Source organism: Actinoplanes nipponensis, assembly GCF_016862275.1.
Taxonomy (GTDB): Bacteria; Actinomycetota; Actinomycetes; order Mycobacteriales; family Micromonosporaceae; genus Actinoplanes; species Actinoplanes nipponensis.
Genome location: NZ_BOMQ01000008.1, coordinates 488,583 through 510,435 on the forward strand (window position 1 = coordinate 488,583; position 21,853 = coordinate 510,435).

The following is a 21,853-nucleotide window of genomic DNA, read 5'->3' on the forward strand; positions in this document are numbered from 1 at the left end:
CCGACGCCGGAGACGCGACCCGGCCGGGTAGATCAGCGAAGGGATGTGTTCGGATCATGGCAACACTTGTCGCCATCGGTTACCCCGACGAGACGACCGCGACAGCCGCGTCGTTGGAGGCTCAGAGGCTCGCCAAGGACCTCATCATCCAGCCCGACGCGATCGCGGCCATCAGCCGCGACCGTGAGGGCAAGTTCCACGTCACGACCAACCACCACGCGGTGGCCGGCGGCGCCTCCTGGGGAATGTTCTGGGGGCTGCTGTTCGGCGTCCTCTTCTTCATCCCGTTCCTGGGCATGGCCGTGGGCGCCGGCCTCGGCGCCCTCATGGGCAAGATGACCAAGGGCGCGATCAACAAGGAGTTCCAGGCGCAGGTCCGCGACCTGGTGCAGCCCGGGACCTCGGCGCTGTTCCTGGTCGTCGAGCACGTCACTCCGGACAAGGCCATCGAGGGCCTGGCCCAGTTCGGGGGCACCGTACTCAAGTCGTCGCTGCCCAAGGAGACCGAGGCGGAGCTGCAGGCCGCTCTGCACGGTGAGGCCGCCGACGCGCAGGCCGACTCGGCCGCGCCGGTCACCTCCGCGCCCTGATGAGCGGTCCGGCGTCCACCCGGTCCAGGCGAGGGTCCAGGGTGGACGGCCGGACTCCCCGGGATGCCGGTCCGCGTGGACGTACGTGGGCCGGCATCCCCCTTGCCGCGGTGTTCACTCCGGCGAGATGACGCGCCACCCGACTGCGGAAGTGAGGCTCGCCCGATGAAACGGATTTCTTTCCCGATCGCCGCCGTGGCGGTGGTGACGCTCGGCCTCGGCGGATGCGGCACCGATCAGCCGCCGGTGTGCGACAGTCTCGCCGCGGTGCAGACGACGATGCACCAGATCCTCAACGCCAACGTGGCCGAGAACGGCCTGGCCCCGCTGAAGACCCATCTGCAGCAGCTCAAGGCCGATGTCACCGTCCTGCTGACCGACGCCGCGGCGCAGTTCGCGCCCGAGGTGGCCGGCGTGCGGGCCGCGGCCGACCAGGTCTCGACCAGCGTCGCCACGGCTCAGCAGAATCCCGACGCGGCCCACCTGAACGAGGTCCGGATCACGCTCGGAGCCCTGCGGTCCAGCCTCAACGGTCTCGGCGACGCCATGTCGGGCACCTGTTGAGGCCGGGAGGCAGGCCATGACCGAGAGCGTTCCGGGGCGGGGCGAGCCGTACGCCGGCATCGAGCGCAGCACGGCGACGGCCTGGGTCGGCTGGGTGCTGCTCGGCGCGATCATGCTGGTGCTGCTCGGCGCCGTGCACCTCGGCACGGGCCTGGTCGCCCTGGTCCGTCCCGAGGTGCTGGCCGGGGGGCGCGCCGATCTGCTGGTGCCGCTGAGCCTGGACGCCCTCGCCGGGTTCCACCTGGTGCTCGGGGCCACGGCCGTGGTCGTGGGCGTGGGCCTGGTCCGCGGGTACCGCTGGGCGCGGCTCAGCGCGCTGCTCCTGGCGGGCGCGGCGGCCATGGTCAATTTCGCCTTCATCGCGGTCCACCCCGTGTGGTCGGTCACCGCGCTCGTCATGATCGCCGTCGTCAGCTACGCGGTGTCGGCGCACGGAGCCGAGGTCGCCGGCGCGTACGGCGACACCTGACAGGGGGACCACATGTGCTTCAGGCGGATCGGCCGCCGGATGCCGTGGCGCAGAGTTCCGTTGCGCCGTCGCTCGGACCGGATCCAGGCGTGGCTCACTCTGGCGGTGATCGTGACGGCGCTGCTGGCCGCGCCGGGGGCCGCCTGGTGGACGGCGCGCTCCACGTACGGTGCGGAGGCCCGAGCGAGCGAGTGGGAGGCCCGCCACCGCCGCGCGGTGTCCGCCGTCCTGGAGCAGAACGCCGCCGGGGTCAGCTCGACCGTCGACAGCGAGGCGCTGCCGGGCCCGGAGTACGTGCCGGTGGCGGCGCGCTGGACGGCGCCCGACGGCACGGTCCGGGCCGGCGCCGTCCCGGTCGAGGCGGGCGCCCGGGCCGGCAGCACGGTGACCGTCTGGATCGACGAGCTCGGGGCCCTGGCCTCGCCGCCGCGCCGGCGCAACGCCGTCCTGGACGCCACGGTGGCCGGAACGTTCGCGCTGACCGCGATGCTCGCGTTCCTGGGCGGGGCGCGGCGGCTCGTCATCTGGCGCCTCGACCGTCGCCGGCTGCGGTCCTGGGAGGCCGAATGGCAGATCATCGGACCGCGGTGGAGCCGACGGTGAGCGAGCGGAGGGAACGGGCGACCGCCCGGGGAGCCGTCGGCCGCTGGGTGCCCGGGGTGGCCGCCGTGACGACCTACCGCCGGCGGTGGCTGGGCAAGGACGTCGTCGCCGGCCTGGTGCTGTCCAGCCTGCTGGTGCCGCAGGGCATGGCCTACGCCGAACTCGCCGGCCTGCCCCCCATCACCGGCCTGTACACGACGGTGTTCGGCCTGTTGGGCTACGCCGTCTTCGGCGCCTCCCGGATCCTGGTGGTCGGACCCGACTCCTCGCTCGGGCCGATGATCGCCGCGGTGCTGGTCGCCACCATCGGCTCCGGCGGGGACCCGGCCGTGGCCGTCGGGCTGGCTTCGATGCTCGGGCTGCTGGTCGGCCTGACCATGGCCGTCGCGGGCGTCGCGAAACTCGGGTTCATCGCCGACCTGCTGTCCAAGCCGACCCAGATCGGCTACATGAACGGCCTGGCGGTCACCATCTTCGTCAGCCAGCTGCCCAAGCTGTGCGGGTTCTCCGTCGACGCCGACGGGTTGATCGGCGAGGCGAGCGGTTTCGTGCGGGGGCTGGCCAACGGCGACGCCGTGCCGGCCGCCTGCGTGGTCGGCCTGGTCACGCTGGCCATCATCGTGGCGTTGCAGCGCTGGCTGCCCAAGGTGCCGGCCGTCCTGCTCGCCGTGGGCGCCGCGATCGCCACGACCTCGGTGCTCGGGCTGGGCGACCGCGGCGTGGACGTGGTCGGCCCGCTGCCGGCGGGCCTGCCGCCCCTCACCATGCCGCACGCGTCCTGGTCCCAGCTGGTCCTGCTGCTCGGCGGCGCGGTCGGCATCACGGTCGTGTCGCTGACCGACACGATCTCCACCGCGTCGTCGTTCGCCGCCCGGACGGGCCAGGAGGTCCGCGCCGATCAGGAGATGATCGGTGTCGGCGCGGCCAACGTCGCGGCCTCTTTCTTCCAGGGCTTCCCGGTCAGCACCAGCGGTTCCCGGACCGCGGTGGCCGAGCAGTCCGGCGCCCGTAGCCAGCTGACCGGCGTGGTCGGCGCCGCCGTCATCCTGGTGATGCTCGTGCTGGCCCCCAACCTGCTGCGGAACCTGCCCCAGCCGGCCCTCGCCGCGGTGGTGATCGCCGCGTCGCTGTCGCTGGCCGACCTCCCCGGCACCGCCCGGCTCTGGCGGCACCGGCGGCTGGAGTTCGTCGTCTGCCTCACGGCGTTCCTCGGCGTGGCGCTGCTGGGGGTCCTGCCCGGCATCGGGGTCGCGGTCGGGATCTCGGTGCTCAACGTGTTCCGCCGGGTGTGGTGGCCGTACCAGACGGAGTTGCGCCGCACTCCCGGGCTGCCGGGCTACCACGACGTGCGCTCGTACCCGGCGGCCGAGCACCTGCCCGGCCTGGTGATCTTCCGCTTCGACGCCCCGCTGATCTTCGCCAACGCCCGGGTCTTCCGCGACCAGGTCCGCCGCCTGGCCCGCAGCCGGGAGCGGCCGGTCTGGATCGTGCTCGCGGCGGAACCCGTCACCGACGTCGACACCACCGCGGGGGACATGCTCGGACCGCTGATCGACCAGCTCGCCGCCCACGGCACCGCGCTGGTCTGGGCCGAGCTCAAGGACCCGGTGCGGCGCAAGCTCGACCGTTACGGCCTGACCCCGGCCATCGGTCCGGAGCACTTCTTCGCGACCCTGGACGAGGCGGTCGGCGCGTACCGGGCCCGGACCGGCGCCGGCTGGGCCGCGCCGGGGGAGGAGTCCCCGGTGGAGGGCGACGCGCATCCCCGGCCGACGTGACCCCGTGGCGATCATCCAGCGGCTGGACCGCCTGCAGCGGCGGCGGCCCGCGCTGGGTTTCGCGTACGCCGTCATCCGCAAGTACGCCGACGACGACGGCGGCCGGGAAGCGGCCCTCATCACCTACTACGGGTTCCTCAGCGTCTTCCCCATGCTGTTGCTGGCCCAGACGATCGTCACCCGGGCCCTGCCGCACCATCCGGAGCTGCGGCAGCGGGTGGTCGCGGCGATGGTGCCGCCGTCGCTGCAGGCCACCGTCGAGAGCGCGCTGAGCGCCCTGCCCACCGCGCGCACGGCCCTCGCCGTGGGCCTGGCCGGCCTGGTGCTGTCCGGAACCGGGGTGGTCCGCGCGGCGGCCCGTACGATGAACCATCTCGCCGCGGTCCCGCACCGGCTGCGGGCCCCGTGGCGCCCGGGACGGGTGCTGGCCGCCCTGGTCCTCGTGCTGGCGGGCGCGGCGGTCATCGGCTGCCTGGTCGTGGCCGCCGCGGCGCACCCCGGCCTGCCCCGGCTGTCCCGGCTGCTGGCGGTGGCCGGGGAGTTCGCGGTCGCCTTCGTCGTCCTGCTGCTCGTGGCCCGCCTGCTGGTGCAGTGCCCGGCGCCGGTGCGGATGCTCTGGCCGGCCGCCGCCCCGGGCGCGGTGGCGGTGACGGTCACGCTGGAGCTGGGAGCGGAGATCCTGCCGGGGTTGGTACGGCGGGCCGGCCCGGTCTACGGCGCCTTCGCGACCGTCGCGGGCATGTTCGCGCTGCTGTACCTGCTGAGCCTCGCGCTGGTGGTCGCGGCCGAGATCGCCGCGGTGCGCGGGGCGCGGCTGTGGCCCCGCGCCGTGGACCGCGCCCGGCCCACCGCCGCCGACGCGCACGCCCTGGCGCTGCTGGCCCGCGAGCAGGAGCGGTTCCCGGGGCAACGCATCGAGTCGTGGCTGCCGTGAGGCGGTCTCGCTCCCAGCGGATGATGCCCCGCACCCACGGGCCCGGGTTTGCTCAGCGGGAAGGTCGCGCCGGACCACAGGGACGAACGCCGAGGAGGCCAGGATGACCGGGACAGCCATGGAAGCCGGCAACGGCACGGCGGAGGGCTGGCCGAGCGCCGCCGAGGAGCTACGGTCGCTTCCGGTCCCCTGGGCGACCGTGCTGGCCACCGGCATCCTCGGGATCGCCTTCGGCGCCGCCGTGCTCATCTGGCCGGACGTCTCGCTGCGGATCATGGCCGCCCTCACCGGGGTCTGGCTGCTCCTGGCCGGCATCGCCCGGATCATCGGCGCCTTCCTGCCCGGCAGCGGCAGCATCGCGCGGCACATCCTGTCCGGGATCGTCGGCGTGGTGGTCCTGATCGCGGGCCTGGTCTGCCTGCGCGACCTGGTGAGCCGCCTCGCCGTGCTCGCGCTGCTGTTCGCGATGACCTGGATCCTCAGCGGCCTGACCGAGATCGTCCTCGGGCTGCAGCGCACCGGCCCGGCCCGCATCGGCCTGATCGTCGTCGGCCTGCTCTCCCTGGCGGCCGGGGTCGTCCTGCTGCTGGCGCCCGACGCGTCCCTGGCGACACTGGTGATCATGACGGGCCTCTGCAGCCTGCTCGTCGGCTTCGCCGAGGTGGTGCTGGCGCTGGTCCTGCGCCGGACGGCCGCCCGGGCGCAGGCGGCCTGAACGCGCTCACCTCGCGCTCGGAGCCACCACGGACCGGTGCTCTGCCCTACAGTGACTTTCATCGATCTGACGATCGTCCACCGTGGCCACCCGCCGTCAGGAGCGCTCAGTGACCCGATTCCGCATCCTCCGAACGCTGGCGGCAACGATGGTGGCGGTCCTCGCGCTCGTCCCGTCCGGCACGGCGCAGGCCCGCACCCCCGTGGTGCAGACGTTCGCCCAGCTGCCACCGGGCCCCTGGCGGATCAACGAGCCCGCCACCGTCGCCGGCAACGTCCTGACCCTCGGCCCGTACGGCTACGTCGGCCTGTTCGACGGCTCGCCCAGTGACTGGTCCGGCAACGCCGACAACAGCCTGGGCTGGACCGTCGAGGCGAGGATGCGCCTCGACGCGTCGGTGACCGAGGAGTGCGGCTCCGCCGAGCCGGCCCGGCTCTGGGCCGGCGACCACCTCACGGTCGTCACGGTGGGTTTCGCCCGCGGGCAGGTCTGCCTCACCTATCCCGTCCAGGTGCCCTACGCGATGGACACCCAGAGCGCCTTCCACACCTACCGACTCGACGTCCGCCGGGAGCGGGTGCGGTTGTCCGTGGACGGTCGCGTGGTCATCGCCCAGACCCTGCCCTGGTCGGGTGGGGGCACCCCGGCGTTGCTGGCGGAGAGCCTGACCGGAACGTCGCACTGGCAGTACCTGCGCTACGACACCACGCCGTCGCTGCCCCGGTGCACCATGCGCGGCACGCCCGGTCCCGACCGCCTGGTCGGCGGGCCCGGCGCCGACGTGATCTGCGGCGGCGACGGCGCTGACGAGCTGACCGGGGGCGGCGGCGACGACGTGCTGATCGGGGGCCTCGGCGCCGACGTGCTGCACGGCGGCCCGGGCCGCGACACCCTGGCCGGCGGGGACGACACCGACGTCCTCGACGGCGGCGCCGGGGACGACACCCTGTACGGCGGGCTGGGCCAGGACCAGTTCCCGGCCCAACCGGGCCCCGACGGCGCCGACGTCCTGTCCGGCGGCGGCGGGTACGACACCGCCGACTACCGCGCCCGGACCACTCCGGTCACCGTCAGCCTCGACGCGCAGGCCAACGACGGCGCCGCCGGTGAGCGGGACGCGGTCGGCCGGGACCGGTGGTCCGGGGACTCCGAGATCGAAGCGGTGCTCGGCGGGGCCGCGGCCGACACGTTGACCGGGGACGACTGGCGCAACTCCCTGACCGGCGGCGCCGGCCCCGACGTGCTGCGCGGACTCGGCGGCGAGGACACCCTCGACGCCCTGGACGGCGCGCCGGGCGACATCGTCGACGGCGGCGACTTCATCGACTCCTGCCGGGCGGACCCGGGTGACGTCCTGACCTCGTGCAACGAGCCGCGGTGCGCGCCGACGACGATGACGATGCCGCCCCCACCGACCTCGGGCCCGCCGCCGCCGGCCACGCCGACGCCGCAGCCGGCCCCGACGCCGTCCCCGAGCAACCCCGGTTCCGCGCTCCCCACGATCCCCGCCCCGCCGGGCCCGCCGCCGGCGACCCCGACCCCCACGCCGCCGTGCCTGACGCCGCCGCCGGACCCCACCGGCGGCCCGGCGGCGGAGAGCGGGCGCGGTCCCGCGACCGAGCCCGCTCTCCGGCTCGTCCCGGCCGGGCGGAACTGAGAACGGCTCGGCCGCCCGCTACGGGGTGAGGCCGACGATGCTGTCCGGCGAGATCAAGCTGATCTTCTGGTAGTCGCCCTGGTCGTCGACCGACAGGTAGTGGGGCAGCTGATGGGGGGCCGCGCCGCTCGCTGTGCCCGCCGGAGGGCGCTGGCCGCTCACGGCTCCAGGCGGCGGGCCGCGCAGAATGCGTTGTCGAAGGTGCCGGCGTGGCCGGCCCCGATGATCTCGGCGAGCTGTTGACGCCAGTTGGGCAGCCGCGGGTAGCCGGCGGCGACCGCGGCGGCGTCGGTGGTGTTGCGCTGTCCCCAGTGGATGGTCGCGCCGCGCCGCAGCGCCGCGGTCTCCAGCGCGTGCAGGATCTCCGCGTTGCCCTCGACGCCCTGCAACAGCGCGACCTCCACCGAGGCGGCCGGGTCGCCCTGCTGCATGCCGAGCATCGCCGAGGTGCGCCGGGTGAAACGCAGCGAGATGTAGCCGGCCACGGTGCGGCCCGCCCGGGCGGACCGGACGAAGGCGGGGAACGCGTCCTGTTCGAGGAAGTCGGCGTGCGCGTCGGTGCTCGCGTCGAAGAACACCTCCAGGGAGTCGGCCCGGTAGCACTCGCCGCCGGTCTCGGCGAGATCCATGAGCTCGTACCCGACGTCGCGCCGGGTCACCGACGGGCGCGCCCGGCCGAGCACGGCCTCGACGGCCCGGCGGACCAGCCCGGAGCGACCCAGCCGGTTGGCCAGGTTGCAGGCCCGGGCGACGAGGGCGCCCAGCGACACCCGCGCGAGGACGAGCAGCCCGAGCAGCCCGAGCAGGATCAGGCCGGCGAGGCCGACCAGGACGGGACCGACGACCGGGACGAACCACGACACCGCCATGACGACCACGGTCACCGCGATCAGCACCAGGACGATCGGGGTGATGGTGGAGTGCCGGCAGAGCAGCCCGAAGAAGTCCGGACCCTTCGGCTCCGGGTCGCCCTCCGGTACGGGGACGGTCCAGCGGCTCGTCAGGTGGCAGGTGTGGCGGCCACGCCGGTCCGCGTACGGCACGATGAGGGCCTCCACGAACCGGGTCCGCTCCGCGACGTCGCGCCCCGGGCGCGGCTGGTCGAAGCCCCGGAACGGCGCCCTCAGGCCGGCCGCCTCGTCCTCCCAGGACGACGCCCGCGTGACCTGCTCCAACCCGAACTGCCCGACCACGCGCAGGACGTACGCGTAGACGATGCCCATCCGCCCGGCGGACACCAGCACCGCGTCGAACAGCTCCGTGCAGGCGCGGTACTCGACGCCGGGCCGCAGCGCGCGGATCCGGTCCCGGTCGGTGATCGCGGTGTCCCGCTCGATCCACCAGTGCCGCCCGCCCGGCCCGACGAGCTCGACGGCCATCACCATGTCGGCCATCGGCGGGAGGTCGTGGTCGCCGCCGTGGGTGCCGGTGGAGATCGCACCGGCGAGCGTCTGACCGGCGGCGCCGCCCATGGTCGGCAGCGCCCAGCGCTGGCCCGCGCCCGGCCACGGGCCGGCGATCGCGTCGACCGGCAGGCGCGCCCACGCGCGGTCCGCCTCCGGCAACGGCCGGCGGTCGAGGCGCAGGTTGACCTCGTGGATCAGGGCGCCGGCCTCGACGTGGTAGAAGCTGTACAACGGTCCGGCCGGGTCCTGGCCCATCAGGTCGTGGCGGGCCCGGTCGGTGAGCGCGGCGGGGATCACGTCGTAGAGGGTGGCGCGCAGGCCCCGCGTTTCGACGAGCCAGTGGCGGCACACCGCGATGTCGGAGAACGACCAGTGGCTGCCGCCGGCGCGGACCTCCGGCGGCGGCTGCCGGCGCTCGGCCGCGCCGACGATCTCGAGGAGATCCTGCCGGGTGGTGGGGTAGTAGTGCCGTTCCGGTCGCTCGACGACCACGTCGCCGGCCCAGTTGCTCCACCGTCGCCGGTCCCATCTGACCATGACCGTCGTCTCCCTCAGTCGGTCCCCGTCCGGGCCTCTACGGTGGCCCGGGCGCCGGGCCGGGGGAAGGGACCTGGGTCCCGGCGCCCGGTCCCAGACGCGGATGGGAGTCCGGGCCCGGATCGGTCGGCAACACGACCAGCACGCGGGCGCCGCCGCCGGGTCGCCGTCCGACGGTCCACCGCCCGCCGAGTTCCTCGGCGCGTTCCCGCATGGACAGGAACCCGCCGCCGGGCCGGAGCCGCTCCGGCAGCCCGCTGCCGTCGTCGGTGACCTCGACGGTCAGCCGCCGGTCGCGCGTCAGGCGTACGTGGCAGTGCCGCGCGCCGCCGTGGCGGGCCGCATTGTGCACGGCTTCCACGGCGATCCAGTAGGCGGCCACCTCGACCGCCGGGGGCAGGCCGGCCAGGTCCCCGGTCACGGTGGTCGTCACGTCGAGGTGGCCCGGGGCGCGGGCCCGGACGGCTTCGGCCAGGCCGAGCTCGTCGAGCGCGGTCGGCCGCTGGTCGTCGACCAGGGCCCGGGCCTCGGCGCCCAGGTCGCGCAGCCGGCTGATGAGCGTGCGCAGGGTCGCGTCGGCGGCCGTGGGGTCGGCGCGGGCCTGCGCACGGGCGATCTCCATCTGCATGGCGTGGGCGGCCAGCGCCGGCCCGAGGCCGTCGTGCAGCCGGTGGTGCAGCCGGCGGCGTTCCTCCTCGCGGGCCAGCACCAGCTGTTCCCGGGACGCCTGCAGCCGGGCGCTCAGCAGCACTGCCGAGGCGGTGCTGCTGACCTGCCGCATCAGGGTGTCGAGCAGTTGCTGATCGGCGCGGCCGACGGGCTCGCGGCCCGGTTCCCGCTCCAGGACGAGCCGGCCCAGCACCTCGGGCCCGTGGGTCAGCTCGAGGGTGGTCGCGTTGCCGAGCGGGTGCCCGGAGGAGGCCTCGACCTCGCCCAGGTGGATGGCGGCGTACCGCAGTCGCAGGGTCCGCGCGAGCGTCTCCACCACCTGCTGCAGCACCCGGTGCGGGGCGGCCGCGGCGTCGATGGTGCCCAGGCGGGCCAGCACCTCGTAGGGATCGTCGCGGTCGCCGTACACCAGGCGTCCGGCCTGGCGGTGGATGAACCGGCGCAGCGGCTGGGCGGTGAGCGCGACGACCCCGCTGGCGACCAGCGCGGCCAGGCCCGGCCGGGGGCCCACGAGCGAGCTCAGCGCCCAGGTCGTGGTCAGGAAGATGGCCAGGACGCTGGCGGTGAGACCGCCGTAGAGCAGCGACCGGCGGACGATCAACTCGATGTCGAACCAGCGGTACCGCAGGACGGCCGCGCCGATGGCCAGGGCCCAGGGCAGGAACAGGACGGGCACCAGGCGCTCCGGTGGGACCGGCAGCCCGAGGGCGTTGGGGATGGTCCACACCGCGACGAAGGCCGCGACGGCGCCGTAGAACGGGATGAGCACCCGGCGGGTCCGCCGCCGCGACGCCGGGGGCATGGACCGGTAGGCGAGAACCGTCAGGCCCGCACCGACGACCGGCAGCAGCGTGCTCCCGGCGAGCGACACCTGGGCGAGGCGGCCCACCGCCTCGGCGGCGCCGGCCGCGGTGGGCAGGGCCACGGTGAGGTAGGCGGCGTGCAGCAGCAGGGGCGCGGCGTACGCCGTCGCGACCAGCCGCCGGCCCGGGCGCAGCGTGGCGCCGGGCAGGATCAGCGCGAAGTGCAGGGTCGCGCCCCAGACCATGGCCAGCGCGACCTCGCCGAGGACCTGCAGCGGGGTGGGCCCCGTGGTGGCCAGGGCCACCGGGTCGGCGCCGAGCAGCCAGGCGGTCGTCCCGCAGCCGGTGAGGGCCGCGACGATCAGCAGCACCTGGGCGGCCGGGTCGCCCGGGCGGTGGGCGAAGACGAACAGGGCCATCGCCAGCAGCGCGACCAGGAACAGCACGGTGGCCAGGTTGCGGGTGACGGCGGCGCGCAGGGGGAAGCCGTGCTGCTCGGCCCGTACGTCGAGCAGGCGCTGGCCGCGCCGTACGGTGTAGACGTGCACCTCGCCGGGACGAGCCGGCGCCGAGTGCCACGCCGCGGCCGGTGGCCGTCCGTCCATCCTGGTCACCACGTCGCGGCCGCGCAGGCCCGAGCGGTCGTCGAGCACGTACCGGATGACCATCTCGTTCTGCCGCCACGGCTGGTTCGACAGCTGCACCACGCTGCCGTCCGACGGGGCGGTCGCCCGCTCGGCGATCACCGCGCCGGTGAGCAGCATCAGCAGCCCGGCCACAGCGGCGACGATCCGGGCGCTCATCCGGCCTCGACGGCCCGTTCCCAGGCCCGGACGTAGCCGAGCGCCGAGTCCAGCATCGGCCGGGCCTCCGGCTCGGGCAGGCCGTGCCGGATCAGCAGCGCGACCAGGTCGGGCAGCATGCCCACGTGCGCGACACCGTCGGTGTTGATGTCGAAGTCGCGGCCGCCGAGCCGGCCGCGGCCCAGCTGGGCGCCGCTCACCGGCGCGGTGAACGGATAGTCGAGCCGCACGCCGGCGCGCCGGGGCCGCGGCATCCCGGCGAAGCCGTTGAGGTCGGTGCCGAACGGGATCACCGCGTCCGGCAGCAGCTCCCGCACCCGGCGGTACGCGTACAGGAACGCCTCCGCGGTGCCCTTGACATCGTCCGGCGCCGCGACCGCCGGCTGCCGCAGCTTGGGCGCCACGATGCCGCCGTGCCGGCCGATCCCGGTGACTTCCGCGTCGGTCAGCAGGAACTCGCTGCGGTCGCCGCGGGCCGCGAGGCTCCGCAGCTCGGCGTGACCGGCCACGACGGGGTAGCCGGCCGCGCCGGTCAGGCGCAGCACGTCCGCCCGGGCGGACGCCGACGCGTGATCGACGTCGATCATCATGCCGCGCTCCATGAGCAGCCGGATGAGGGTCACGCCGAGCGGCGTGAGGCCGCCGGCGTTGCAGTGACCGCCGCGGTAGGCGTAGCCGTCGGCGGTGCGGGCGACCGTGGTCATCCGCCACACCGGCAGCGACAGCGGCGGGTTCGCCCGCGACACCGGGCCGCTGTTCCGCGACCAGTGCAGGCTCGTGGCGAAGGCCGCCCCGCCGTAGGCGCAGTCCTGCAGGTGGATCGGGAACAGGTGCCGCACCCCCAGGGCGTGGTAGCGGTCGAGCTGCGCGGCCAGGTCCCGGACCGTCGAACGCGGCCCGACGGTGTCGCCCAGGAAGTGGTCGACCTCGATGCCGAGGACCACGGCCAGCCGGCCCTGGCCGATGGCCTCCCGGGCCTGGGCCGGCGTCTCGGCGATGCGGTACCAGCCGCGGCCCGGGCCGCCCGCCTCGGCGTCGATCATCGCCTCGAACTGTCGGGCCGCCCGTAGCTGCCGGTCGACCGCGGCCATGTCGTGGTAGTCGTGGCCACGGGTCAGCCGTCCCAGCAGCGCGTTGTTGACGGCCGGCATGACCATCAGCCGCAGGCCGCCGTCGACGGCCCGCTTCAGGGCCGACCGCGGCACGGCCTGGTGGGTGAGGTCGTGCCAGCCCGGCCAGGCCGGGAAGTCGGGCGCGCCGTCGGTCCGGTGTCCCAGCAGGGCGGCGACGGATCCGGTCCCCAGCAACACCTGGGCGAGATTGCCGGGCAGGTCGAACAGGCCGTGCGGGCCGTGCTCGGGGCGGCAGGAGCCCAGCTCGGAGTCGGCGGCGGCCGCGGAGCCCCACAGCACCCGGCCACCGAAGGCCAGCTGAGCGAACTGATGGTTGTGCAGGTCGGCGAAGCCGCGGCCGGCGTTCACCACCGGCCTCCGGCGGTCCCGGTGGCGCCGCCCAGTCCCGCCTCCCGCGCCCGGACGATCGCCTCGGCCCGGTCCGCGACGTGCAGCTTGGCGAAGATGTTGGAGATGTGGTTGCGCACGGTCTTCGGACTCAACCGCAGGTGATGGGCCAGGAAAGCGTTGTTGCGGCCCTGGGCGATGAGGTCGAGGATCTCGCGTTCCCGGGCGGTCAGCACCGGAAAGGCCTCCGGCGCGCGGCTGGACCGGTCCGATCCGGCGAAGAAGGCGGAGATCCGCTTCGCGATGGCCGGACTCGTGATGAACTCGCCCCGGGCCACCGCCTGCACGGCGCGGGCCAGCTCGGCGGAGCCGGACTCCTTCACCAGGTACCCCCGCGCGCCGGCCCGGATGGCGGCGAACACCGCGTCGGTGCTCTCGTCCATGGTCAGCACGAGCACCGCGATGTGCGGGCTGCGCCCCACCACCTCACGGGTGGCCTCGACGCCGCCGACACCGGGCATCCGCAGGTCCATGATGACGACGTCCGGTTGTTCCTCCTCCGCCACCCGGATGGCGTCGTCGCTGGTGGCGACCTCGCCGATCACCTTGACGCGGTCGTCGCTCAGCTCCAGCAGCGCCCGGACGCCGGCGCGGACGGTGGGATGGTCGTCCGCGACGAGCACCCGGATTGGTTCAGTCACTTTTCGCCGTTCCTTCCCTCGCGGATGGGCAGCCGCGCCCGTATCGCGGTCGCCGTGGTGTGCGCCGTGCCACCCAGTTCCTCGGCTCGGTGCGTGGCGTCGGTCAGCCCCGGTCCGGCGCGGAATCCGTCGCGGTTGCTGACCTCCACGTACAGGTCACCCCGCCGGGCCAGCACCGCCCGGGACCGCGACGGCGGGTGCTCGTGCCGGGCGTGCCGGGCCGCCTCGACGGTGATCCAGAATGCGGCCACCTCGACGGCGGCCGGCAGCGCGCCGAGTTTGTTCTCGGTCACGACGTCGAAGCCCGGCGTCGCCGTCCCGGCGCCCTCGCGCAGGCGCTGCACCCGTTCCCGGATGGCCTCGACCAGGCCCAGCTGGTCCAGCGCCGGGGGCCGCAGGCCGGCCACCAGCGCGCGGATGTCGCCGATCAGCTGCCGGGTGCTCACCGTCGTGGCGTCGAGCTGGGCGACCGCGCGCGCCGGATCCGTCGCGATCACCGCCCGGGCCCGCTCCAGGTCGCCGATCTGGGCCGCCAGGGCCGCCTCGAGGCCCCCGTGCAGGGCGTGGGCGATGCGCCGGCGTTCCTCCTCGCGCGCCAGGACCAGGGCGTGGCGCGCCTCGCGCAGGTCGGCGTTCAGCAGCACGACGGCGGCGATGCCCCCGATGTGCCGGGTCAGCGCGTCGAGCAGCCGGCGGTCGGCCGGGCCGAACGGTTCCTGGGCCCGGCCGACGCCCAGCAGCAGGCGGCCCACCGGCGCCGGGCCCCGGCGCAGGGGGATGACGCGGGTCGGGCCGCCCGGGGTGCCCCAGCCCGCCCGGACGGTGGCCCGGCCCGGGCCGGTGCTCAGCGCGATCTCCACGTGGGCCAGCCGCAACGCTCCGGCCAGGTCCCGGGCGACCTCGGTCAGCGCCTCCCGCGGCTCCACCGCGACGTCGACCCGGCCGAGCCGGGCCACCAGGCTGTACGGATTGTCGCGCTCGCCGTAGATCAGCCGGCCGATCCGGGTCTGCAGCCGGTCCCGGATCGGCTGGACGGCGAAGGCGACCAGGCAGGTGGCCAGGACCGCGGCGAGCCCCGGCCCGGCGCCGACCAGGTTCCCGAAGACCACCCCGGCGGACAGGTAGATCGCCAGCACGCAGGCGGTGAGGCCGCCGTAGAGCAGCGAGCGCCGCAGGATGATCTCGATGTCGAACAGGCGGTAGCGCAGGATCGCCGCGGCCAGCGCCACGACCGGCGGCAGCATGGCCGTCGGCAGGAGGGTGACGTGCAGGACCGGATCGCCGGACAGCATCGGCACGGCCCACAGCGACAGCAGCAGGACGGCGGAGACCAGGAAGCTGACCAGCACCCAGCGCAGCCGGCGTCGCGCCTCCGGGTCGCCGGTCATCAGGTAGCCGACCAGCATCAGGCCGGCGGCGACCACGGGCATGACCACGCTCGGCACCAGCGAGATCTGCGCGAGCCGGCCCGCCACCTCCAGCCGCCCCTCGGCCGGCGGCAGCACGACCGCCAGGTACAGGCCGTGCAGCACGAACGGCAGGGCGTACAGGGCGGCGACCACCCCGGTACGCACCCGCAGGGCCGAGCCCGGCAGCACGACGGCGAAGTGCGCGGCGGCCGCCCAGGCCAGGGCCAGGGCCGCCTCGCCGAGCACCGTGCCGGGCCGCGGTCCGCGGGTGGCGAGCCGCAGGACCGTGTCGCCCAGCAGCCACGAGGTGGTGCCCAGGCCGAACAGCGAGGCGGCGAGCAGCAGGGTACGGGCGGCCGGATCGGCGGGGCGATGCGCGAAGACGAACCAGCCGACCACGAGCATGAGCACGACCGTCAGCAGCGGGCTCCACAGGGTGCCGGCGAGCGTGGCCCAGGAGAGCGTCCCCTGCCGCACGGTGACGTCCCGGCGCACCCCGTCGCGGACGACGGAGTACACGGAGGGACCGCCGTCCGGGCCGGCCACCGCCAGCACCTCGTCGCCCGCGCGCAGGTCGTTGCAGGAGCACAGCTCGAAACCGACCGGTATCCGCCGCTGCTGCCAGACCGCATTGGAGACCTGCACGACGGTGCCGTCCGACACCGAGGACAGCCGCGTGCCGGCCACCCATCCCAGCAGCAGGATGAGCATCACGCTGGTCGCCGCGGTGAGACGCTGAGCCATCAAAGTGCTCTCGCTCGGGTCCGGTGGTCGTTTCCTCGACGACCTCAGCGTGCGCCCGGGGCCAGGCCGTGTCACGTCCTTTACGCGACCGTATCTCAGAGGAACAGCTGCACCAGCTGGGCGCGCCGGCGCAGGCCCAGCTTGCGGAAGATGTTGCCCAGGTGGAACTCGATCGTCTTGTGGCTGAGGAAGAGCGTCTGCGCCACCTCCCGGTTGGTCAGGCCGGTCGCGACGGCCCGGGCCACCTGCAGCTCCTGCGCGGTCAGCGGCGGCGTGTCCCCGGCCGCGACGCGGGGGCGGGGCCGGCCCTCGCCGGCCGCTGCCAGCTCGGCCGCGGCGCGTCCGGCCCACGGTCGCGCGCCCAGCCGCTCGAAGCCGTCCAGCGCCTCCCGCAGCCACCGGCGGGCCTCGGTGCGGCGTCCGGCCCGCCGCAGCCGTTCGCCGTACGCGAGCAGCGTCCGGCCCGTCTGGAACGGATGCTCGACCCTCCGGTGCAGGGTGAGCGCGGCGGCGAAACAGCAGGGGTACTCCGCCGGGGCGGCCAGCAGTCCGCGGATCCGCCAGGCTCGGGCCGCCCGCAGCGGGAAGTCGGCGTCCCGGCTGAGCCGCTCGACGGCGTCCAGCACGCGGGCGGAGGGGCGCCGGCCGCTGCGCAGCTGCACCTCCACCGCGTCGAGCCGCAGGTCCGCCGGATCCGGGCCGGGCGGCCGGGGGCCCCGGTCGCTGCCGCCGAGCCCCAGTTCGAGCAGGTGGAGCGCGTCCGTCACGGCGTACCGGGTCACCGCGTCGTCCGGCGCCCCGGCCTGCTCGATCGCCGCGTAGGACGGCTCGGCGTCGCCGCGCAGGGCGTACAGCACCGCGGTGATCGCGGCGGCCCGCCGCTGCCAGAAGACGTCGCCGGTCAGCCGGGCGACCGCCGTGGCCTCCCGGGCGGCCGACAGCGCGAGCCCGATCGGCTCCACGGCCGCGGCGGCGTGCGCCCTGCCGCCCAGCGCCGCGGGCAACAGCCGGATCGCACCGGTACGCCGGGCGTCCTCCGCGGCCGACGACAGGGTGTGCAGCGCCGCCCGGTGCTCACCGATGAGCGTGGCGCCGACGCCGGTGGCTATGCGGACACGCAGGCTCGACGGGGGCGTCGCCGGCCGGCTGGTGCGGATGAGCACGGCGCCGGCCCGTCCGTCGCCGATCTGCATCAGGGCGAGCCCGCGGGCCAGGCCGGCTGGCCCGTCCGTCCGGCCCGCCGGCGTCAGGGCGGCGCGGGGGAGACCGGCGAGGGCGGCGGCGATCGCCGTCTCGGCGGCCGGCACCGCTGGGGGCGGGACGGTGGGCAGCCGGTCCGCCGCCGTCAGCAGCGCCTGCGCGCGGGCGTGCTCGCCGGCGACCGCCGCGTCGCCCGCCGCCGCGCACAGCCGGCGCGCCCGCTCGGTGTCGCACGTGCTCAGCGACGCGGCCCATTCCAGCGCGGTGGTCGCGGCGGCGTAGCCGGACCGTCCGCGCGCCCCGACCGCCATGTCCTCCAGGGCGCGTGCGAGGTCCTCCGCACCGTGGATGGTGCCGGTTGGTGAGTGCATCGGCTCGTCCCTCCGTGGTGAAGCTGGTCCGAAGCCTCGCCGGTCCGCTGTCCCGGACGCCAGGAATCCAGGCCCCAGACGGGCCCGGCCCGGCCCGGCGGGACCGGGGTCCCAGGGAAATCCCCGGTCCGGTCCGGTCGCGGGCACGGCACCGTGAACACCACATCGGATGCGCCCGACCAGGAGGAGAGATGACCGTCCAGCAACAGCCCCGGCCGCACGGGACCGGCCTCGGCGAGGTACTCGAGAAGGTGTTCGCCCGGTGGGGCTTCCGCCCCTGCGGCGGCTGCGAACGGCGCGCGCGGGCACTGGACCGCATGGTCACGTTCCGCGCCCGCAGCGACATGCCGGCGCCCAGGTCCGGGTGCTGGTTCGCCGGCACGACCTGCTACGGGTTCATTCAGGTGCTGAAGTTCTGCTGCAACGACGGCACCGAGTACACCCAGCGGTGGGGTTGGTGCATCGGGGCCTGGGCCGCGCCGCCGTGCCGGTTCGGGCCGGACGGGCCGAACGGGCCGAACTGAGCGCACGGGACGATGCTGCGCCGAGGCGCGGTCACCGGCCCGCCCGCGGGCGGGCCGGTGACCGGCGTCGTGCTAGCCGAAGAGGTCCTCGAAGAAGTCACCGAGGGCATCGAGGATGCCGTCGCCGTCGTCCGCGCCGCCGGTGTCGGGCGGCGAGTAGTCCTGCTGGGCGACCTCGTGAACCCGGCCGTGGCGTCCCGCGGCCCCGAGGATCTGATCCAGCTCGGTGGGCGCGTGGTCGCCGGTGCTCAGCCCCCGGTAGATCCGGTAGGCCCTGGCGGCGGACCTGACCGCCAGCATGCCGATCTCGATGAGCATGTCGCCGCTCCTTCGGGCTCGGGCGCCGGCCGGGTGCCGGCGTCCGACCTGCAGCATCGGCGCGGCGCCGGCCCGGGCGGCAGGGAGCGCGATCCCGGTCCGGCCGGGAATTCCGGGCGGGACCGCCGTCCCGCCCGGATCCGCGGCCGGCCGGCGGCGTCAGCAGACGGGCACCGGCGGGCGGGTCTGCGCGGGCGTCGCCCCGGCCAGGACCTCGTCGACGTGCCGGCTGCGGCCCGAGATGAAGAACGTCTCGTCGGTGTCGACCGAGGCGCCGGAGAAGGTGTCGGTGCCGAAGTCGAACGACAGCGGCGGGCCCAGCGTGTCCGGGCACGACGGGCCGGCCCGGGCCGGCCCGATGACCGCGGTGGCCTGGCCGAAGAGCGCCTTGTCGACCGCGAAGCAGATCTTCGCCGCGAGGTTGCTGTCGTCGGTGAGGGTCGGCTCACCCGGCCGTCCGACCAGGACGGAGGGGCCGGCCGGGTCGCGCCGGACCGAGACCTTGGTCAGGCTGGTGGCGGTGACGTGGATGTCCGGGCACGGATCGTTCTGCTTGTGGGTGGCCTTGACCGTGACGAACAGCCCCTGGGCCGAGAAGTCGACATCGACCGCGTCGATCGTGGCGAAGGGGTCCTGGCCGCGCACCACCGCGCCGGCTTTGGCCGCCACCAGGCGGGAGACCAGGCTCCGGTCCAGCTCGAACCCCCAGTCGTCGGCCGGGTGGTGGATGAGCAGGGTCTCCGGCGAGAAGACGGCCGGGCTGCCGGAGTCCAGCGTGAAACCGAGCTTGAGGTCGCCGGCGGTGGCCAGGTTGACGCCCGTCACCGCGGCCGTCCCGCCGGTCAGCGCCGTCGCCAGGCCGGTGACCAGCTCCACCGGCACGACCACGGGCTGCTGGCCCCGCAGGCCGTCGTAGACGCCGCGCAGCACCTGGTCGGCGACCGGGTCCGCCGCGCCGGAGGTCGGGCAGCCGACCTCCCGGTCCATGGACACGTCGCGCAGGCGGACGAAGGCGAACGTGAGCGCCACCCCCTCGTCGGCGCCGCCCAGCCACTGGCGGCGGAGCTGCTCGTCGGGCTGGACGGCGGCGGTCACCAGATGCGGCCGGATCTCCAGCACGAGCCGGAACTGGCGCGGCAGGTCGGCCCGCGGCGACGACCCGAGCCACGGGGTCAGCCCCACGGTGACCAGGTTGCGCGGGGCGGCGCCGTCGCCCTCCTGGGTCAGGCTGACGCTGGTCACGCGCGCGCCGCTGGTCGCCGCGGGATCGGGTGCTCCCTCGAACTGCTCGCGGATCAGCGCGCGCATGTACCGGTAACCCAGCTCGAGGTTGACGTTGGTGCGTTCGGCCCGCACCGTCCGGACGCCCGTCACGGGCGGCGGGGCCGGCGGGTCCGGGCAGCTCGCCGGCTTGTCGCTGCAGCCGGCCGCGGCGGCGCCGGCGCCGATCGTCGCGGTGAGGGCCAGGGCCGCCGTCCATCTCCGCATCGCTCCTCCGCTCACCACAGCGGCACCGGCTGGCCGGCGGCCAGCGCCGACACGGCCGCGGCCAGCAGCCAGCCGAGCCAGGCCACGCCCATGTCGAGCAGGCGGTTGCCGTTGATCTCCTCGTCCCCGTAGCCCGGAACGGTGATCTCGAGGACCTCCCACAGCGTCGTGAGCGCGACGGTGACCAGCAACGGCACGAGCCAGCACCCGAGCACCACGCCGGTGCCCGTGTGGATCGGGGTCCACCAGGGGTCCAGCAGGCGCCGGTCCCACTTGGGCACCTGGCCCGGCGGCGTCCGCGACACCGTGCCCTCCATGATGAGCCGCCCGACCACGACGACCGCAAGCCCCACGGTGAGCACATAACGCAGGACCGCGTGCCAGCGGGGCTCGGCGATGCCGGTTCTCGCGGTCAGACAGGCCAGGCCGAAGCCGGCCGCGACGAACAGGCCGGCGATCAACCAGCTGAGCCAGCTGCGGCTCGGCCAGTCGCGCCACTGCACCTTGGTCACGCCGTACAGCCCCCGGCCGATCTTCAGCTGGGCGAAGGGCTGATCGTTGGTCGGCGGCGCGGGGGCCGCCTTCTGTGCGCTGAGCATGCCTACCGTCCCTCCCTCGGTTGCCTGGAACTCCAGGCTCGGCCGGGTGGGCGGCGACCCGCTTCGGGGATTTCCCCAGGTGGGCCGTTCAGCGGCCGCCTCGGCGGTGCACGACCGCGAGACCGCCCTTGGCCGGGGCCACGGCGACGCCCCGGCTGTGCGAGCGTTCCGGCGCGGCGGTCGTGGGTTCGAGGGTGAAATCGCGCAGCAGGGTGCGCAGGACGACATCCATCTCCAGCGTGGCGAAGGCGGCGCCGATGCAGCGGCGGACGCCGCCGCCGAACGGGATCCAGCCGTACGTGTCGGCACGCGCGCCGACGAAGCGGTCCGGATCGAACACGGCCGGCTGGGGGAACAGGGTCTCGTCGTCGTGCAGCAGCGCGATGCACGCGGTGACGACGGTGGAGCGCGGCAGTGTCCAGCGGCCGATCCGCAGGACGTCGGCGCGTACCTGCCGCGAGGTCATCTCGATGACCGGCCGCACCCGCTGCACCTCGATGAGCGTCGCCGCCCGCAGCTCCCCGCCGCCGGCGTCGGCCTCGTCGACGAGCCGGCGCAGCAGCTCGGGGTGGCGGCGGAGCCGCTCGACGGCCCAGGCCAGCGTGGTGGCCGTCGTCTCGTGCCCGGCGGCCAGCAGGGTCAGCAGCTGGTCGGCGATCTCGGTGCGGCTCATGGCGGAGCCGTCGTCGTAGCGGGCCTGCACGAGCATGGCCAGCACGTCGTCGCGGTCGCCGATGCCGGGGTCGCCGGTGGCCCGGTCGATGAGCCGGTCGATGACGGCGTCGTACCGTTGCCGGTAGCGCCGGAAGCGCGCCCCGGGCCCGTAGCCGCCCAGGTCGTGCCGCACCGCGGGCAGCACGGCGAGCACCGAGCCGAGCTTGACCATCGACGGCAGCAGGGTGCGCAACTCGTCGAGCTCGGCGCCCTCGGCGCCGAAGACGGCGCCGAGGATCACGTTGAGCGTGATGCGCATGGTCGACGGCATGACCGGGAACGGCCGGCCCAGCGGCCACGAGGCCGTCTCGCGCTCGGTCTCCCGTTCGATGAGCGATTCGTACGCCCGCAGCCGGCGCCCGTGGAAGGGCGGGGTGAGCAGCCTGCGCTGCCGCCGGTGGTCGTCGCCGCGCAGCGCGAACAGCGATCCCGGCCCGAGCACGGCGCCGAGATTGGCGTCGGGGGTGTCCGCGTCCTCCGGTGGGGTCTGGAACAACTCCCGCACCTCGGCCGGGTCGGCGAGCATCACCATCCGGCCCATGGAGAGCGAGTCCACGGTGAACGCCGAGCCGTACCGGTCGCGCAGGCGCTCCATGGTGCGGCGGCGCGAGATCACGAACCGCAGAGCCTGCGCCAGGCGCGGGCTGGTGGGGCCGTCCGGCAGGACGGCCGGGGGTGACATCGCCGCGGGCATCGCTCACCTCCATTGGTACGCGCTCGTACCAGGCCACGGTACGTCCGCGTACCAGGCCGCGCAAGAGGCGGACCCGGGCCCCGGCCCGGCGGCGTATTACCGT

The 21,853-nt window shown here is 75.0% G+C and carries 20 protein-coding genes; 9 read left to right on the top strand and 11 right to left on the bottom strand.

The features are described 5' to 3' along the window. Positions 1-56: 56 nt before the first annotated feature. From Ani05nite_RS03440 to Ani05nite_RS03475, 8 genes are all read left to right on the top strand, one after another. Complete coding sequence (locus Ani05nite_RS03440; RefSeq protein WP_203764533.1) at positions 57-590, top strand: DUF1269 domain-containing protein; 534 nt, start codon at positions 57-59, stop codon at positions 588-590. Between the two features lie 165 nt (positions 591-755). Next, positions 756-1,154, top strand: coding sequence for a hypothetical protein (locus tag Ani05nite_RS03445; protein WP_203764535.1), 399 nt, complete (start codon positions 756-758; stop codon positions 1,152-1,154). 16 nt (positions 1,155-1,170) lie between these two features. Then, entirely contained in the window at positions 1,171-1,623 is a 453-nt protein-coding gene (locus Ani05nite_RS03450) for a DUF7144 family membrane protein (protein ID WP_203764537.1), read from the top strand. 60 nt (positions 1,624-1,683) lie between these two features. Then, complete coding sequence (locus tag Ani05nite_RS03455; protein ID WP_203764539.1) at positions 1,684-2,226, top strand: Rv1733c family protein; 543 nt, start codon at positions 1,684-1,686, stop codon at positions 2,224-2,226. Further along, positions 2,190-4,004, top strand: coding sequence for a SulP family inorganic anion transporter (locus Ani05nite_RS03460; protein ID WP_203764541.1), 1,815 nt, complete (start codon positions 2,190-2,192; stop codon positions 4,002-4,004). Before Ani05nite_RS03455 ends, Ani05nite_RS03460 begins: the two co-directional genes overlap by 37 nt. Positions 4,005-4,008: 4 nt before the next feature. Then, positions 4,009-4,938 (top strand): YhjD/YihY/BrkB family envelope integrity protein, encoded by a 930-nt coding sequence (locus tag Ani05nite_RS03465; RefSeq protein WP_239129200.1) that lies wholly within the window; start codon positions 4,009-4,011, stop codon positions 4,936-4,938. 103 nt (positions 4,939-5,041) lie between these two features. Then, on the top strand, positions 5,042-5,653 hold the full coding sequence (locus tag Ani05nite_RS03470; protein WP_203764544.1) for an HdeD family acid-resistance protein: 612 nt from the start codon (positions 5,042-5,044) through the stop codon (positions 5,651-5,653). A gap of 109 nt (positions 5,654-5,762) precedes the next feature. Then, positions 5,763-7,310, top strand: a complete 1,548-nt coding sequence (locus Ani05nite_RS03475) for a hypothetical protein (RefSeq protein ID WP_203764547.1) — start codon at positions 5,763-5,765, stop codon at positions 7,308-7,310. 18 nt (positions 7,311-7,328) lie between these two features. Here the strand turns inward: Ani05nite_RS03475 and Ani05nite_RS03480 are convergent, their stop codons facing one another. The 7 genes from Ani05nite_RS03480 to Ani05nite_RS03510 all read right to left on the bottom strand — a co-directional run bounded on the left by Ani05nite_RS03480 (position 7,329) and on the right by Ani05nite_RS03510 (position 17,413). Then, complete coding sequence (locus Ani05nite_RS03480; RefSeq protein WP_203764550.1) at positions 7,329-7,472, bottom strand: hypothetical protein; 144 nt, start codon at positions 7,470-7,472, stop codon at positions 7,329-7,331. After that, entirely contained in the window at positions 7,469-9,253 is a 1,785-nt protein-coding gene (locus Ani05nite_RS03485) for a hypothetical protein (RefSeq protein ID WP_203764553.1), read from the bottom strand. The genes Ani05nite_RS03480 and Ani05nite_RS03485 overlap by 4 nt, the downstream gene beginning before the upstream one ends. Positions 9,254-9,290: 37 nt before the next feature. Further along, on the bottom strand, positions 9,291-11,528 hold the full coding sequence (locus Ani05nite_RS03490) for a sensor histidine kinase (RefSeq protein ID WP_203764556.1): 2,238 nt from the start codon (positions 11,526-11,528) through the stop codon (positions 9,291-9,293). Then, entirely contained in the window at positions 11,525-13,009 is a 1,485-nt protein-coding gene (locus Ani05nite_RS03495) for a membrane dipeptidase (protein WP_203764559.1), read from the bottom strand. Before Ani05nite_RS03495 ends, Ani05nite_RS03490 begins: the two co-directional genes overlap by 4 nt. Then, the gene (locus tag Ani05nite_RS03500) at positions 13,006-13,689 is read right to left on the bottom strand and encodes a response regulator (RefSeq protein ID WP_203764562.1); all 684 of its coding nucleotides are present in this window, start codon (positions 13,687-13,689) and stop codon (positions 13,006-13,008) included. The genes Ani05nite_RS03495 and Ani05nite_RS03500 overlap by 4 nt, the downstream gene beginning before the upstream one ends. Further along, positions 13,686-15,842, bottom strand: coding sequence for a histidine kinase (locus Ani05nite_RS03505; protein WP_203764564.1), 2,157 nt, complete (start codon positions 15,840-15,842; stop codon positions 13,686-13,688). The genes Ani05nite_RS03500 and Ani05nite_RS03505 overlap by 4 nt, the downstream gene beginning before the upstream one ends. Positions 15,843-15,937: 95 nt before the next feature. Then, positions 15,938-17,413, bottom strand: a complete 1,476-nt coding sequence (locus tag Ani05nite_RS03510; protein ID WP_203764566.1) for a helix-turn-helix domain-containing protein — start codon at positions 17,411-17,413, stop codon at positions 15,938-15,940. Positions 17,414-17,604: 191 nt separating this feature from the next. Here Ani05nite_RS03510 and Ani05nite_RS03515 point away from each other — a divergent pair, with 191 nt between their 5' ends. After that, a complete protein-coding gene (locus Ani05nite_RS03515) occupies positions 17,605-17,937 on the top strand; it encodes a hypothetical protein (protein WP_203764569.1) in 333 nt (110 codons plus the stop codon). 72 nt (positions 17,938-18,009) lie between these two features. Here the strand turns inward: Ani05nite_RS03515 and Ani05nite_RS03520 are convergent, their stop codons facing one another. The 4 genes from Ani05nite_RS03520 to Ani05nite_RS03535 form a co-directional block, all read right to left on the bottom strand. Next, positions 18,010-18,255: a hypothetical protein gene (locus Ani05nite_RS03520; protein WP_203764572.1), complete on the bottom strand. Its 246-nt coding sequence runs from the start codon at positions 18,253-18,255 to the stop codon at positions 18,010-18,012. 159 nt (positions 18,256-18,414) lie between these two features. Then, positions 18,415-19,743 (bottom strand): hypothetical protein, encoded by a 1,329-nt coding sequence (locus Ani05nite_RS03525; RefSeq protein ID WP_203764575.1) that lies wholly within the window; start codon positions 19,741-19,743, stop codon positions 18,415-18,417. 11 nt (positions 19,744-19,754) lie between these two features. Further along, entirely contained in the window at positions 19,755-20,342 is a 588-nt protein-coding gene (locus tag Ani05nite_RS03530) for a hypothetical protein (RefSeq protein WP_203764578.1), read from the bottom strand. 88 nt (positions 20,343-20,430) lie between these two features. Next, positions 20,431-21,750, bottom strand: coding sequence for a cytochrome P450 (locus Ani05nite_RS03535; protein ID WP_203764581.1), 1,320 nt, complete (start codon positions 21,748-21,750; stop codon positions 20,431-20,433). Positions 21,751-21,853: the final 103 nt, after the last annotated feature.

Excerpts from the sequence above, each read along its gene's own strand:
- Ani05nite_RS03440 (WP_203764533.1), top strand. The coding sequence starts at position 57 with ATGGCAACACTTGTCGCCATCGGTTACCCCGACGAGACGACCGCGACA.
- Ani05nite_RS03445 (WP_203764535.1), top strand. The coding sequence starts at position 756 with ATGAAACGGATTTCTTTCCCGATCGCCGCCGTGGCGGTGGTGACGCTC.
- Ani05nite_RS03450 (WP_203764537.1), top strand. The coding sequence starts at position 1,171 with ATGACCGAGAGCGTTCCGGGGCGGGGCGAGCCGTACGCCGGCATCGAG.
- Ani05nite_RS03460 (WP_203764541.1), top strand. The coding sequence starts at position 2,190 with ATGGCAGATCATCGGACCGCGGTGGAGCCGACGGTGAGCGAGCGGAGG.
- Ani05nite_RS03470 (WP_203764544.1), top strand. The coding sequence starts at position 5,042 with ATGACCGGGACAGCCATGGAAGCCGGCAACGGCACGGCGGAGGGCTGG.
- Ani05nite_RS03485 (WP_203764553.1), bottom strand. The coding sequence starts at position 9,253 with ATGGTCAGATGGGACCGGCGACGGTGGAGCAACTGGGCCGGCGACGTG.
- Ani05nite_RS03490 (WP_203764556.1), bottom strand. The coding sequence starts at position 11,528 with ATGAGCGCCCGGATCGTCGCCGCTGTGGCCGGGCTGCTGATGCTGCTC.
- Ani05nite_RS03505 (WP_203764564.1), bottom strand. The coding sequence starts at position 15,842 with ATGGCTCAGCGTCTCACCGCGGCGACCAGCGTGATGCTCATCCTGCTG.
- Ani05nite_RS03510 (WP_203764566.1), bottom strand. The coding sequence starts at position 17,413 with ATGCACTCACCAACCGGCACCATCCACGGTGCGGAGGACCTCGCACGC.
- Ani05nite_RS03515 (WP_203764569.1), top strand. The coding sequence starts at position 17,605 with ATGACCGTCCAGCAACAGCCCCGGCCGCACGGGACCGGCCTCGGCGAG.
- Ani05nite_RS03520 (WP_203764572.1), bottom strand. The coding sequence starts at position 18,255 with ATGCTCATCGAGATCGGCATGCTGGCGGTCAGGTCCGCCGCCAGGGCC.
- Ani05nite_RS03525 (WP_203764575.1), bottom strand. The coding sequence starts at position 19,743 with ATGCGGAGATGGACGGCGGCCCTGGCCCTCACCGCGACGATCGGCGCC.
- Ani05nite_RS03530 (WP_203764578.1), bottom strand. The coding sequence starts at position 20,342 with ATGCTCAGCGCACAGAAGGCGGCCCCCGCGCCGCCGACCAACGATCAG.
- Ani05nite_RS03535 (WP_203764581.1), bottom strand. The coding sequence starts at position 21,750 with ATGCCCGCGGCGATGTCACCCCCGGCCGTCCTGCCGGACGGCCCCACC.